Genomic DNA, 12642 nt, shown 5'->3' with positions numbered 1-12642 from the left:
CATGACGCTGCGCCGGCTCACACTCATCGCCGCCTTGCTTTGCTCAGCGTTGGGCGCGCACGCGCAAAGCGTGGCGCGCCGCGACATCGAGATACCGATGACGGTCAAGGGCTTCTTCGGCGAGTCGCACATCAAGCTGGCCGCCACCGAATACAGGCCCGAGGGCGACGGACCGTTCCCGGTGCTGGTGATCAACCACGGCACGCCGCGCTCGCCCGCCGACTTTCCCAAGACGCAGGACCGCTACGCGCGACAGGCCGAGATGTTCGCGAAGCACGGCTTCCTGGTCATCAATCCGCTGCGGCGCGGCTACGGCAAGTCCGATGGGCCGTGGGCCGAGAACTACTTCAGCTGCGCCAACCCCGACTACGTGCAGGCGGGCCTCGAAACTGCGAAGGACATCAGCGCCGCGCTCGACTATGCGCGCACGCTGCCGTATGCCGACGCGCAGCACATGGTGCTGCTCGGCAAATCGGCCGGTGGCTTCGGTGTGCTGGCGTTGTCGAGCCTGAACCCCGAGGGCGTGGTCGGCACCATCAACTTTGCAGGCGGGCGCGGCTCGCGCGGGCCGGACGACGTATGCAACGAAGCGAAGCTGGTCGATGCCTTCGGCCGCTACGCATCGACCACCAAGGTGCCGATGCTGTGGGTCTATTCGGAGAACGACCACTTCTTCGGCCCCGCATTGGCGAAGCGGCTGCTGGAGGCCTACAAAGCCAAGGGCGTCGACGTGCGTTTCGAGGGCGTGCCGCCCTACGGCAGTGACGGCCATGCCTTCTTCGAAGGCCGCGACAACGCCGCCATCTGGGTGCCGATGGTGGATCAGTTCCTCGCGAAGCTCGGCCTGCCCCGGCACTTGCAATGAACGAAAAGACAAGCAACATGAGCGCATACACCAAGCTGAAACTGACCCTCGAAGGCACCATCGCCCGCATCTGGCTCGACCAGCCCGACGCACGCAACGCCTTCGACGACATCGTCATCGCCGAGCTGACACAAGCCTTCACCGAAGCCGGCGCCGCGCCGCAGGTCAAGGCCATCGTGCTCGGCGCCAACGGCCCGGCCTTCTGCGCGGGCGCGAACCTCAACTGGATGCGCCGCATGGCCGACTACACGCGCGGCGAGAACGTCGCCGACGCGGGCAAGCTGGCCGCCATGCTGCGCACGATTGCCGAGTGCCCCAAGCCCACCATCGCGCGCGTGCAGGGCGATGTGTATGCGGGTGGCATGGGGCTGGTGGCCGCGTGCGACATGGCCGTGAGCGTCGACACCGCGTGGTACTGCCTGAGCGAAGTGAAGATCGGCCTGGTGCCCGCGACCATCAGCCCGTACGTGTTGCGCGCGATGGGCACGCGCGCCTCGCAGCGCTACTTCCTCACGGCCGAGCGTTTCACCGCCGCCGAGGCGCACCGCATCGGCTTCGTGCATGAAGTGGTCGCAGCCGATGCGCTCGATGCCAAGGTCGACGAACTCGTGAAGGCGCTGACCGGCGCAAGCCCTGCTGCCGTGCGCGCCTGCAAGCAGCTGATTGCCGACGTTGCCGGCCGCGAGATCGACGACGCGCTGATCGCGAAGACCGTTGAGGGCATTGCCGACATTCGTGCGAGCGACGAAGGCCGCGAGGGCGTGCAGGCCTTCCTGCAGAAGCGCAAGCCCTCGTGGCTGGAAAACGAACAAGGCCCGAACACCATGACGCATGACGCACTCATCGAACGCATGGACGCGTGGCTGGCTGCCCATCGCGCGGACTACCACGCGGTGCTGCAGCCCGGTGTGAGCGACGCTGACCTCGATGCCTTCGAGGCGAAGTTCTCGCTGAAGCTGCCGGAGGCCTTTCGCGCGCTCTACCGCTGGCGCAACGGCCAGCCGAACAGCAGCTTCGACAGCCTGCAGGACAACCGCATGTTCAGCGCGCTCGAGGACATCGCCGACACCAAGGAGATGCTCGACGACATGATCGGCTCCGACTTCGAAGACCCGTCCACGTGGCGGCGCGGCTGGGTGCCGTTTCTGTCGAACGGCGGCGGCAGCCACTTGTGCGTGGACATCGATGCCGAGGGCGGCGGCGAGCCGGGCCAGCTGATCGCCTTCTGGAAGGCGGACGAAGACCGCCCCGTCGAGCATGCGTCCGTCGAGGCATGGCTCGCGGACCTCGTGGCTTCCATGGAAGCCGGCACCATCGAATTCGACTGAGGACTGATCGCCATGAACACCAGCCTCGACATGCCCCAGCTGATCGCACTGGCCGCCGCCATCGGCTGGGCCAGCGGCGTGCGGCTTTACCTGGTCGTGCTGCTGACCGGCGTGGTGGGCTATTTCGGCTGGGTGCCGCTGCCGAGCGGGCTGCAACTGCTGGCGCACCCGGTCGTGATCGCGGCCAGCGGCTTCATGGTGTTCATCGAGTTCTTCGCGGACAAGATTCCCGGCCTCGATTCGCTGTGGGACGTGGTGCACACGGCCATTCGCATTCCCGCGGGCGCGGCGCTCGCGGCCAGCGTGTTCGGCGCCGACCATGGCGCAATGGCCGTCGTCGCGGCGCTGGTGGGCGGCAGCTTCGCGGCCACGGCGCATGCGGCCAAGGCCACGACGCGCGCGGCCATCAACACATCGCCCGAGCCGTTTTCGAACGTGGGCGCTTCGCTGGTCGAAGACACGATGGTGCCGGCGGGCCTGTGGCTCGCGGTGGCGCATCCCTTCGTCTTTCTCGTGCTGTTCGTGCTGGTGCTTGTGCTGAGCGTGTGGCTCATCCGCAAGAGCTGGCGTTTCCTCAAGGCGCTGTTCGCCCGCGTGGCCCGCATCTTCAGCGGCCGACCCGATCCGGGCGTGGTGCCCGCATTCCAACTGAAAAAGAATCCTCCGGGAGACACTCCGAATGTTTAAGAAGATCCTGATCGCCAATCGCGGCGAAATCGCTTGCCGGGTTGCCGCGACGGCGCGCCGCATGGCCATTCGCACGGTCGCCGTGTACTCCGATGCCGACGCGCATGCCAACCACGTTCGCGCCTGCGACGAGTCGGTGCACCTCGGCGGCAGCGCCCCGAAGGACAGCTACCTGCGCTGGGAAAAGATCCTCGAAGCCGCCAAGGCCACGGGCGCCGAGGCCGTGCATCCGGGCTACGGTTTCCTCAGCGAGAACGAAGAGTTCGCGCAGGCCTGCGCCGACGCGGGCCTGGTCTTCATCGGCCCGCCGCCCTCGGCCATCAAGGCGATGGGCCTGAAGGCCGAGTCGAAGCAGCTGATGGAAAAGGCCGGCGTGCCGCTGGTGCCGGGCTATCACGGCCATGACCAGAACCCGCAGCTGCTGCAGCGCGAGGCCGATCGCATCGGCTACCCGGTGCTCATCAAGGCCAGCGCGGGTGGCGGCGGCAAGGGCATGCGCGCGGTCGACAAGGCCGAAGACTTCGCCGCCGCGTTGGCCTCGTGCCAGCGCGAGGCCATCAACAGCTTCGGCGACGATGCGGTGCTGATCGAAAAGTACGTGCAGCGCCCGCGCCACATCGAGATCCAGGTGTTCGGCGACACGCACGGCAACTACGTCTACCTGTTCGAGCGCGACTGCTCGGTGCAGCGGCGCCACCAGAAGGTGCTCGAAGAAGCGCCCGCGCCCGGCATGACCGAGGCGATGCGCAAGCAGATGGGCGATGCCGCCGTGGCCGCGGCACGTGCGGTGAACTACGTGGGCGCGGGCACGGTGGAATTCATCGTCGAGCAGCGCGAGGGCGGCGAGATGAACTTCTTCTTCATGGAGATGAATACGCGCCTGCAGGTTGAACACCCTGTGACCGAAGCAATCACCGGCCTCGACCTCGTCGAATGGCAACTGCGCGTGGCATCGGGCGAGACGCTACCCGCGAAGCAGCAAGAGCTGCAGATCCACGGCCATGCCATCGAGGCACGCATCTGCGCCGAGAACCCCGACAACAACTTCCTGCCCGCCACCGGCACTTTGCGCGTGTATCGCAAGCCGCAAGCCACGGCCTTCCAGCGCAGTCGCGTGCGCATCGACGATGGCGTGCGCGAGGGCGGCGAGATCTCGCCCTTCTACGACTCGATGATCGCCAAGCTCATCGTGCACGGCACTACACGCGAAGAGGCGCTGGCCCGGCTCGACGCCGCGCTGGCGCAGGTGCAGATCGTGGGCGTGTCGACCAACGTGCAGTTCCTGCGCGGCATTCTGGCGACGGAGTCGTTCTCGAAGGCCAACCTCGACACCGCGCTGATCGAGCGCGAGCGCGCCGTGCTGTTCGACCGCGAAGCGCTGGGCCTGCCGCTGGCAGCCGCCGCCGCGATCACGCGCACGCTGGTCACCGAACGGCCGGTTGGCGTGCCCGACCCGTTCGAACGCCGCGACGGCTGGCGCTCGCACGGCGAATACCTGCGCCGCTTCGACTTCGAATTTCGCGGCGCCGAACAGATCGCCCTGCTGACCTACAAGCGCGACGGCAGCCTGTGGCTCGAAGCCGGCGGCGCCGAAGGCCCGCTGGTGGTCGGGCAGTTCCCGTCGGGTGAGTTCGAGGTCGAGTTCGCGGGCAACCGCCAGACGCTGGACGTGCACGTCGATGGCGCCACCGCCCACATCTTCGCCTCGAAGGGCGCCACGAAGATCACCGCCATCGATCGCCTCGCCCACGCTGGCGACACGCAGGCCGAAGGCGGCCGGCTCACTGCGCCTATGCCGGGCAAGGTCGTGTCCTTCGCGGTCAAGGCCGGCGACAAGGTCAGCCGCGGCCAGCCGCTTGCGGTGATGGAGGCCATGAAGATGGAGCACACCATCGCAGCGCCGGCCGACGGGACGGTGGAAGAGCTGATGTTCGCGCCGGGCGAGCAGGTGGCCGAAGGCGACGAGTTGTTGCGAATGGGTGCCGCGGCCGCCTGAAAAAACTTAACCCCGTTCCGGGCGCCTGCCCGTATCAGCTGCGGTAGTCATCATTCAAGGGAACTCTCCATGACCTATCGCACGCCTTCCGGTTCGCCCCGTTTCCTCTCTGCCCGCCACCGCGCGGGCATCGTCCTGCTGGCCTTGGCGGCCGCGCTGTCGCTCGCCGGTTGCGACTGCAGGAACAACGAGACTGCCGCGCTTGCCGAGCCGGCCTCGCCGCCGCCCGCGCCCATGCAGGCTGCAGCTGGCTATGCCGGTGGCATGGCCATGAGGAAGGAGGCGCGGATGCGTTCCGCGGAACCGGCCTCCGCACCGTCGGCCACCGACCAGTCGCAGGACAACACGCCGCTGCAGCGCTTCCTGGCCGTGCGGCAGGACTTGAACGTCGAGGTGCCGGCCGAGCAGCTGGCCGATGCCTGGGGCAAGGTGCGCGACCTGTGCGGTTCGCTGAAGTGCGAGCTGCTGTCGTCTTCCCTGTTGCGCGAGACGCCGCAGCAGCCCGGCAACGCCATGCTCGAGATGCGCGTGGAACCCGCCGATGTCGACAAGCTGCTCGGCGGCCTGGCCGGCGTGGCGAACGTGGTCTCGCACACCACCACCAGCGAGGACAAGACCGCCGAGGTGATCGACGTCGAGGCCCGCATCAAGAACCGTACCGAGTTCCGCGACAGCCTGCGTACGATGCTGCGCGACACCGTCACCAAGCGCACCATGGCCGACCTGCTGGCCATCCAGCGCACGCTGTCGGACACGCAGGCCGAGCTCGACGCCATCGCCACGCAGCGCAAGGTGCTGGCGCAGCAGACCAGCAAGCAGCACATCCAGATCCAGTTCACGCCCAGGCGCGCGCTGGTGAGTGGCAGCGATGGGTACAGCCCGATGGGGCATGCGCTGCGCAACGCGGGCTCGGTGCTGGCGGAAAGCGTGGGCTCGCTGATCACCTTCATCGCGGCGGTGCTGCCGTGGCTGGTGCTGGTGGTGCTGCCGATGGGATGGCTGGTGCGCGTGCTGTGGCGTCGTCGCCGCGCCACAGCCAGGGAAGCCAAGTAAGTAAGATCGCGGGAGGGTCGGTTTGAGGCCCTTTTTCTTACGCAGGAGCCTTTCTCGATGCCGGATCCGCTACGTCTCTACGTGGATGCCCAGTTCACCAGCCCCTATGCCATGTCGGTGTTCGTGGCGCTGCATGAAAAGCAGCTGGACTTCGACTTGTCCCCCGTCGACCTTGGGGCGCTGGAGCACCGGGCGGCCGGCTTCTCGCAGCTCTCGCTGACGCAGCGCGTGCCGACGCTGGTGCACGGCAACTTCTCCCTGTCGGAGTCGTCCGCGATCACCGAGTACATCGACGAGACCTTCGCACAGGGAACGGCGCTGTACCCGGCCGAGCCGCGTGCCCGAGCCCGCGCGCGCCAGCTGCAGGCCTGGCTTCGCAGCGACCTGATGCCGATCCGCCAGGAGCGCTCGACCGAGGTGATCTTCTACGGCCCGGCGAGCGCACCGTTGTCGGCGGTGGCGCACCAGTCGGCGAAGACGCTCTTCCAGGTGGCACAGGCGCTGCTTCCCGATGACGCGGAGAACCTGTTCGGCGAGTGGTCCATCGCCGACGTCGACCTGGCGCTGATGCTGAATCGCCTGGTCATGAACGGAGACGCCGTGCCGCAGCGGCTGGCGTCGTACGCGGACCGGCAGTGGCAGCGGCCGTCCGTCCAGAGCTGGGTGGCGCTGGAGCGGCCGCTGCGCTGAGGGCGAGGCGGCCCGTCAGCCCACCACCACTTCGCTGATCTGTATCACCGGCGCGATGTCGGTGTAGTTCTTCACGTCGCCCCTGATCTCCTTCGCATGCGGTCCGAAGGCATTCTGGAAGGCCTCGACCGATTCGGCGAACACGTGGCACATGGCGACGTAGGTGGGCGCGGAGTCCGGTGCGCCGCCGGTAAGGCCCTTGTCGATGGTGTACGAGAGGCATGCGTCGCCCATGCGGGCCTTGATCAGGGGCATGTGCTTTTCGCGGTAGTAGTCGTGATCGAACCGTACGCCGGGGGCGTGGGGATACATCACGCTGAATTTGATCATGTAGGGGTCTCCTGAGGTGAGCGTTCGAGGATAGGAGATGGCCAGTGCCCGCACAAGCCGAGGGCGACGCGGGCGCGACCTAAGATGCGTGCCCATGCGAATCACCGTCTACCTCACCGACAACCGCCCAGACCCCTGGATCGAAGGCCTGAAGGCCGAACTCCCCGACGCCGTCATCGAAGCCTGGAAGCCCGGCGCGCCACAGGCCGACCATGCCGTGGTCTGGGCGCCGCCGCAGGAGTTTCTCGATGAGCAGCCCAAGCTGCGCGGCATCTTCAACATCGGCGCGGGCGTCGACGCGCTGCTCAAGCTCAAGGTGCCGGCGCACACGCGCATCGTGCGGCTCGACGACGCGGGCATGTCGGTGCAGATGGCCGAGTACGTCTGCCACACGCTCATTCGCCATTTCCGCGAGTTCGACGCCTACGAGGCCGATGCACGCGAAGGCAAGTGGAGCTACCGCAAGCCGAAGCTGCGGCGCGACTTCCCGGTCGGCATCATGGGCCTGGGCGTGCTCGGCGAGCGCGTGGCCAAGGCCGTGGTGCAGTTCGAGTTTCCGGTGCTGGGCTGGAGCCGTTCGCCAAAAGAGATCGACGGCGTGCGCGTGTTCAGCGGCGAGGCGCAGTTCGACGAGTTCCTGTCGTCCACGCGCGTGCTGGTCAACCTGCTGCCGCTGACCGAGGCGACGCGCGGCATCCTCAATCGCAACACGCTGGGCAAGCTGCGGCCCGAGGGCTATCTCATCAGCATCGCGCGCGGTGGCCATCTGGTGGAGGACGACCTCATTCCGATGCTCGACGCGGGCCAGCTCGCGGGCGCGACGCTCGACGTGTTCCAGGTCGAGCCGCTGCCGGCGGAGCATGCCTTCTGGCGGCATCCCAAGATCACCGTGACACCGCACGGCTCGGCGCGCACGCTGCGCGAGGAGTCCATCACCCAGATCGCCGGGAAGATCCGCGCGATGGAGCAGGGCCTGCCGGTCGCCGGCGTGGTCGATCCCGCGCGCGGCTACTGACGGCGCAAGCTACGTCAGGCCCGCCGGAATAGGGCGCGGGCAGGGGAAACCCCGAAGCGCAAGTTTTTCACAAGTATGAAAATCTTTTCATGACTGTGAAAACTGCGTTTCGGGTGATCGAGATCGTCGAGCTCTTTGCCCGCGAGAAGCAGCCGCTGGCGCTGTCCGAGATGGCGCGCCTGCTCGACATGCCGGTGTCGAGCTGCCTGGGCCTGATCCGCACGCTCGAAGAGCAGGGCTACATGTACGAGACCGGCCGCCGCCAAGGCTACTACCCGACGGGCCGGCTGCTTGCGATGGCGCAGGTCATCGCCGCCCACGACCCGGTGCTCGACCGGGTGAAGTCCACGCTCGAAGAGCTGCGCGACGCGGCGCGCGAGACGGTGGTCTTCGCCAAGTTCCGCGATGCGGGCCTGGTGGTCTACCTGGAGGTGCTGAGCGCGCCGCAGAGCATCCGCTACACGGCCGAATCGGGCGAAACGCGCCCGGCCTACGCCAATTCGCTGGGCCGCGCGCTGCTGTCCACGCTCGACGCCGAAGCGCGCCGCAAGCTGCTGGGCGGCATGACGCTCGCGCCGCTGACCGAGGCCACGCTCACTACCGCAGACGCCATCGAGGCCGAGCTGCAGCGCTCCGCTGCGCGCGGCTGGTACGGCAACCTCGGCGAAAGCATTCCCGACCTGATCGGCCTGGCCTGGCCGCTGCGCATCGGCGGCGAGGCCTATGCCATCTCGGTTGCAGGCCCGCGCTACCGCATGGAGGCGCGCGTCGAGGAGATCGCCGCAATGCTGCGCTCGGCCTGCCTCGCCATCGAACCCAAGACAGAAAGCCCACGATGACAACGACTGCTGCCCCACGCTACTTCGTCCGCGAGGACGAGATCGCCGGCTACCACCCGGCCAACCACACCGGCACGCTGAACAAGCGCCTGATCGGCCCCGAGACCGTGGGCGCCAGGCAGCTCGAAGTGCTGGTCGGCCACATCCAGAAGGGCAAGGGTGCGCTGCCGCATGCGCACCCGGGCATCGAGCAGGTCTGCTACATGCTCGAAGGCCGCGCGGTCGCCGAGGTGGGCGGCCAGCGGCAGGAGCTGCACCCCGGCGACAGCTGTTTTTTTCCGGCCGACGCGATGCACACCTTCACGGTGGTGAGCGACGAGCCGGTGCGCGTGCTGGTGATCTACAGCCCGCCGTACGAGGAATCGCCGGAGCGCGTGATCCGGCCCTGAACCGACACAACAACCGGAGACAAACCACATGCAGACGACGAAGAACGCGACAGGTCAAACGGTCGCGGTGGCGAACCGCCGCCGTTTCATTTCCATCGGCGCGGCCGCGGGGCTTGCCGGCACCGTGCCATGGGCCTTCGCGCAGGACGGCTACCCGAAGCAGCCGATCAGGCTCGTCGTGCCCTTCGCGGCCGGCAGCGGCACCGATGCAGTGGCGCGCATCACCGGGCAGATGCTCGGCGAGGCGCTCAAGGCTTCGGTCATCGTCGACAACAAGGCCGGCGCCAACGGCGTCATCGCGGCCGAGTTCGTCGCCAAGGCGCCGCCCGACGGCTACACGCTGTTCATGACGACCAACACCACGCACTCGGCAAACCCGAGCCTGATGAAGTCGCTGCCCTACGACCCGGTGAAAGACTTCGCGCCCGTCAGCCGCATGGGCAACCTGCCGTTCATGCTGGTGGTCAACAACGACCTGCCCGTCAAAAGCGTGGCCGAGCTGCTGGCCTGGGGCCGCGCGCACCCCGGCAAGCTGACCTATGCGAGCGGCAACAGCACCGGCATCGTGAGCGGCGCCACGCTGTCGCGCATGAGCGGCGTGCCGATGCTGCACGTGCCCTACAAGAGCACGCCGCCTGCAATTGCCGACCTGATCGGCGGACAGGTGTCGATGATGGTGGTCGACCTCGCCGCGGGCCTTGCCACGGTGAAGGCCGGCAAGATGCGCGCGATTGCCGTCACCACGCAGGAGCGCACCAAGCTCTTTCCCGAGCTGCCGCCGCTGGCCGACACGCCCGAGCTGAAAGGCTTCGACATCACTTCGTGGAACGGTGTGTTCGCACCGGCCGGCACGCCGCGCGACATCGTGCTGAAGCTCAACAAGGCGCTGTCCGAGATGGCCAACGGCGCGGCCTTCCGGGAGCGCGTGGCGAAGCTGGGCTTCGATGCCTTCGGCAGCACGCCGGAAGAGCTGGGCGCGTTCACCGTGTCGGAGCTTGCGAAGTGGAAGAAGCTGATCCAGGCCGCGGGGATCCAGCCCGAATGAGTGCGACCGGACCTCTGGAGGGCATCCGCATCCTCGACCTCACGGCCGTGGTGATGGGGCCGTATGCGACGCAGACGCTCGGCGACCTCGGCGCCGACATCATCAAGGTCGAGCCGCCCGGCGGCGACAACCTGCGCGCCGTCGGCCCGATGCGCCACCCGGGCATGGGCGCGATGGCGATGCACCTCAACCGCAACAAGCGCTCCATCGTGCTCGACCTCAAGCAGCCCGAGGGGCGCGAGGCCTGCCTGAAGCTGGCGGCGGGGTGCGATGCGCTGATCTACAACACGCGGCCGCAGGCGATGGCGCGGCTCGGGCTGGGCTACGAAGCCGTGGCTGCGGTCAACCCGAAGATCGTCTACCTCGGCGCCTTTGGCTACGGCGAGCAGGGCCCCTACGCCGGCAAGCCCGCCTACGACGACCTCATCCAAGGTGCAGCAGGCGTCGCCTCGCTGTTCGCGCAGCAAAGCGGCGGCGCGCCGCGCTACGCACCCGTCACGTTGGCCGACCGCGCCGTCGGCCTGCAAGCAGCCATCGCATTGCTCGCCGCCGTGCTGCATGCCCAGCGCACCGGCAAGGGCCAGGCCGTCGAAGTGCCCATGTTCGAAGCCCTGTCGCAGTTCGTCATGGGCGACCATCTCGGCGGCCACAGCTTCGAGCCGCCGCTCGGCCCCACCGGCTATGCGCGCCTGCTCGCACCGCATCGCAAGCCCTACGCCACGGCCGACGGCTACCTCAGCGTGCTCATCTACAACGACAAGCACTGGCAGGCCTTCTTCGATGTGATCGGCCGGCCCGAGCTGCGCAGCTCGCCGATGTTCGGCACGCACACCGCGCGCGCCGCGAACATCGGCGCGGTCTACGCCTTCGTGGCCGAGGTGATGGCCACGCGCGGCAGCGACGAATGGTTTGCCGCGCTCGATGCCGCGGACATTCCCGTCGCGCGGCTGCACAGCACCGACAGCCTGCTCGACGACCCGCACCTGCGCGCCGTCGGTTTCTACCCCGAGCTCGACCATCCGACCGAGGGCCGCATCCGCACCCTCGCGCCGGTCGGCCGCTACAGCGCCACGCCCACCGCCATCCGCCGCCCCACGCCGCGCATCGGCGAGCAGAGCGTGGAGTTGCTGCGCGAAGCGGGCTACGGCGACGAGGCCATCGAACGCATGCTCGAAAGCGGCGTCACGCTGCTACCGGACCCATTGAAGAAAGACGGCGAAGAATGAATTTCTCCCTGAATGAAGACCAGCGCTCGCTCGTCGCGGCCATCGAACGCCTTTGCGAAGACTTTCCCGCCGACTACTGGCGCGACCACGACGACCGTGCCGTGTTCCCGCACGAGTTCCACCGCGCCGTGGCCGAGAGCGGCTGGCTCGGCATCGCCATGCCCGAGGCGCAGGGCGGCGCGGGGCTCGGCATCACCGAGGCGGCGCTGATGATGCGCGCCATCAGTGCATCAGGCGCAGGCATGTCGGGCGCGTCGTCGGTGCACATGAACATCTTCGGGCTCAACCCGGTGGTGGTGTTCGGCAGCGAGGAGCAGCGCCAGCGCTTCCTGCCGCCGCTGATCGCCGGCAAGGAGAAAGCCTGCTTCGCCGTGACCGAGCCCGACGCGGGGCTCGACACCACCAGCCTCAAGACGCAGGCGGTGCGACAGCCGGATGGCGGCTACCTGCTGCACGGCCGCAAGATCTGGATATCGACCGCGCAGGTGGCCGACCGCATGCTGATCCTCACGCGCACCACGCCGCTGGACCAGGTGAAGAAGCCCACGCAGGGTCTCACGCTGTTCTACACGCCGCTGGACCGCAGCAAGGTCGAGGTGCGCGAGATCCACAAGCTGGGCCGTGCGGCAGTCGACTCGAACATGCTCTTCATCGACGGGCTCGAAGTGCCGGAAGAAGACCGCATCGGCGAGGAAGGGCGGGGCTTCGAATACATCCTGCACGGCCTCAACCCCGAGCGCATATTGATCGCGGCGGAAGCCATCGGCATCGGCCGCGCGGCGCTGCGCATCGCTTCGCAGTACGCACAGGAGCGCGTCGTGTTCGGCCGGCCCATCGGCCAGAACCAGGGCGTGGCGCATCCGCTGGCGCGGGCCTGGGCCAACCTGGAGGCCGCAGATCTGATGATGCTCAAGGCCGCCACGCTGTACGACGCGGGTGAGCCCTGCGGCATCGAGGCCAACGCCGCCAAGTACCTCGCGGCAGAAGCGGCGCACGATGCCTGCCAGAACGCCGTGCTCACGCTGGGTGGCATGGGCTATGCGAAGGAATACCACGTGGAGCGGCTGCTGCGCGAGAGCTACATTCCGCGTATCGCACCCGTGAGCCCGCAGATGATCCTGAACTTCATCGCCGAAAAAGCGCTGGGGCTGCCCAAGTCGTACTGATCTGCACCACCAC

At 67.7% G+C, this 12642-nt stretch carries 13 protein-coding genes and 1 pseudogene; 13 read left to right on the top strand and 1 reads right to left on the bottom strand.

The features are described from left to right. The first annotated feature begins 1 nt into the window (after position 1). The 7 genes and pseudogenes from AC07O3_RS23450 to yfcF all read left to right on the top strand — a co-directional run bounded on the left by AC07O3_RS23450 (position 2) and on the right by yfcF (position 6619). The gene (locus AC07O3_RS23450; protein ID WP_495340452.1) at positions 2-865 is read left to right on the top strand and encodes an alpha/beta hydrolase family protein; all 864 of its coding nucleotides are present in this window, start codon (positions 2-4) and stop codon (positions 863-865) included. 17 nt (positions 866-882) lie between these two features. Next, positions 883-1665, top strand: a pseudogene (locus AC07O3_RS23445) (enoyl-CoA hydratase/isomerase family protein); the annotation flags it as partial. A gap of 24 nt (positions 1666-1689) precedes the next feature. After that, complete coding sequence (locus AC07O3_RS23440) at positions 1690-2193, top strand: SMI1/KNR4 family protein (protein ID WP_093177268.1); 504 nt, start codon at positions 1690-1692, stop codon at positions 2191-2193. 12 nt (positions 2194-2205) lie between these two features. Continuing rightward, positions 2206-2880: a DUF4126 domain-containing protein gene (locus tag AC07O3_RS23435; protein ID WP_093177270.1), complete on the top strand. Its 675-nt coding sequence runs from the start codon at positions 2206-2208 to the stop codon at positions 2878-2880. Next, positions 2873-4876, top strand: a complete 2004-nt coding sequence (locus AC07O3_RS23430) for an acetyl/propionyl/methylcrotonyl-CoA carboxylase subunit alpha (protein WP_440532799.1) — start codon at positions 2873-2875, stop codon at positions 4874-4876. Before AC07O3_RS23435 ends, AC07O3_RS23430 begins: the two co-directional genes overlap by 8 nt. Before the next feature lie 69 nt (positions 4877-4945). Then, on the top strand, positions 4946-5929 hold the full coding sequence (locus AC07O3_RS23425) for a DUF4349 domain-containing protein (RefSeq protein WP_495340451.1): 984 nt from the start codon (positions 4946-4948) through the stop codon (positions 5927-5929). A 57-nt stretch (positions 5930-5986) separates the two neighbouring features. Continuing rightward, positions 5987-6619 carry a glutathione transferase gene (gene yfcF, locus AC07O3_RS23420; RefSeq protein WP_307615955.1) on the top strand — a complete coding sequence of 211 codons (633 nt, stop codon included), beginning with the start codon at positions 5987-5989 and terminating at the stop codon, positions 6617-6619. Between the two features lie 15 nt (positions 6620-6634). Here the strand turns inward: yfcF and AC07O3_RS23415 are convergent, their stop codons facing one another. Beyond that, entirely contained in the window at positions 6635-6949 is a 315-nt protein-coding gene (locus AC07O3_RS23415; protein WP_495340450.1) for an EthD family reductase, read from the bottom strand. 94 nt (positions 6950-7043) lie between these two features. On the opposite strand from AC07O3_RS23415, the gene AC07O3_RS23410 reads away from it, so the two are divergent. The 6 genes from AC07O3_RS23410 (at position 7044) to AC07O3_RS23385 (ending at position 12629) form a co-directional block, all read left to right on the top strand. Further along, the gene (locus AC07O3_RS23410) at positions 7044-7964 is read left to right on the top strand and encodes a 2-hydroxyacid dehydrogenase (RefSeq protein WP_495340449.1); all 921 of its coding nucleotides are present in this window, start codon (positions 7044-7046) and stop codon (positions 7962-7964) included. 89 nt (positions 7965-8053) lie between these two features. Beyond that, positions 8054-8803 (top strand): IclR family transcriptional regulator, encoded by a 750-nt coding sequence (locus tag AC07O3_RS23405; protein WP_495340448.1) that lies wholly within the window; start codon positions 8054-8056, stop codon positions 8801-8803. Next, positions 8800-9192 (top strand): cupin domain-containing protein, encoded by a 393-nt coding sequence (locus tag AC07O3_RS23400; protein ID WP_495340447.1) that lies wholly within the window; start codon positions 8800-8802, stop codon positions 9190-9192. Before AC07O3_RS23405 ends, AC07O3_RS23400 begins: the two co-directional genes overlap by 4 nt. A gap of 28 nt (positions 9193-9220) precedes the next feature. After that, on the top strand, positions 9221-10237 hold the full coding sequence (locus AC07O3_RS23395; protein WP_093056739.1) for a Bug family tripartite tricarboxylate transporter substrate binding protein: 1017 nt from the start codon (positions 9221-9223) through the stop codon (positions 10235-10237). After that, complete coding sequence (locus AC07O3_RS23390) at positions 10234-11463, top strand: CaiB/BaiF CoA transferase family protein (RefSeq protein WP_495340446.1); 1230 nt, start codon at positions 10234-10236, stop codon at positions 11461-11463. The genes AC07O3_RS23395 and AC07O3_RS23390 overlap by 4 nt, the downstream gene beginning before the upstream one ends. Further along, a complete protein-coding gene (locus AC07O3_RS23385; RefSeq protein WP_097197904.1) occupies positions 11460-12629 on the top strand; it encodes an acyl-CoA dehydrogenase family protein in 1170 nt (389 codons plus the stop codon). The genes AC07O3_RS23390 and AC07O3_RS23385 overlap by 4 nt, the downstream gene beginning before the upstream one ends. Positions 12630-12642 lie beyond the last annotated feature (13 nt).

It is taken from the genome of Variovorax sp. GW821-FHT09D05 (assembly GCF_059416325.1).
The sequence above is the reverse complement of the archived record's forward strand: the minus strand, read 5'-3'. Positions and strand labels throughout refer to the sequence as shown.

Excerpts from the sequence above, each read along its gene's own strand:
- AC07O3_RS23400 (WP_495340447.1), top strand. The coding sequence starts at position 8,800 with ATGACAACGACTGCTGCCCCACGCTACTTCGTCCGCGAGGACGAGATC.
- AC07O3_RS23435 (WP_093177270.1), top strand. The coding sequence starts at position 2,206 with ATGAACACCAGCCTCGACATGCCCCAGCTGATCGCACTGGCCGCCGCC.
- AC07O3_RS23425 (WP_495340451.1), top strand. The coding sequence starts at position 4,946 with ATGACCTATCGCACGCCTTCCGGTTCGCCCCGTTTCCTCTCTGCCCGC.
- yfcF (WP_307615955.1), top strand. The coding sequence starts at position 5,987 with ATGCCGGATCCGCTACGTCTCTACGTGGATGCCCAGTTCACCAGCCCC.
- AC07O3_RS23385 (WP_097197904.1), top strand. The coding sequence starts at position 11,460 with ATGAATTTCTCCCTGAATGAAGACCAGCGCTCGCTCGTCGCGGCCATC.
- AC07O3_RS23430 (WP_440532799.1), top strand. The coding sequence starts at position 2,873 with ATGTTTAAGAAGATCCTGATCGCCAATCGCGGCGAAATCGCTTGCCGG.
- AC07O3_RS23450 (WP_495340452.1), top strand. The coding sequence starts at position 2 with ATGACGCTGCGCCGGCTCACACTCATCGCCGCCTTGCTTTGCTCAGCG.
- AC07O3_RS23405 (WP_495340448.1), top strand. The coding sequence starts at position 8,054 with ATGACTGTGAAAACTGCGTTTCGGGTGATCGAGATCGTCGAGCTCTTT.
- AC07O3_RS23410 (WP_495340449.1), top strand. The coding sequence starts at position 7,044 with ATGCGAATCACCGTCTACCTCACCGACAACCGCCCAGACCCCTGGATC.
- AC07O3_RS23390 (WP_495340446.1), top strand. The coding sequence starts at position 10,234 with ATGAGTGCGACCGGACCTCTGGAGGGCATCCGCATCCTCGACCTCACG.
- AC07O3_RS23415 (WP_495340450.1), bottom strand. The coding sequence starts at position 6,949 with ATGATCAAATTCAGCGTGATGTATCCCCACGCCCCCGGCGTACGGTTC.
- AC07O3_RS23395 (WP_093056739.1), top strand. The coding sequence starts at position 9,221 with ATGCAGACGACGAAGAACGCGACAGGTCAAACGGTCGCGGTGGCGAAC.
- AC07O3_RS23440 (WP_093177268.1), top strand. The coding sequence starts at position 1,690 with ATGACGCATGACGCACTCATCGAACGCATGGACGCGTGGCTGGCTGCC.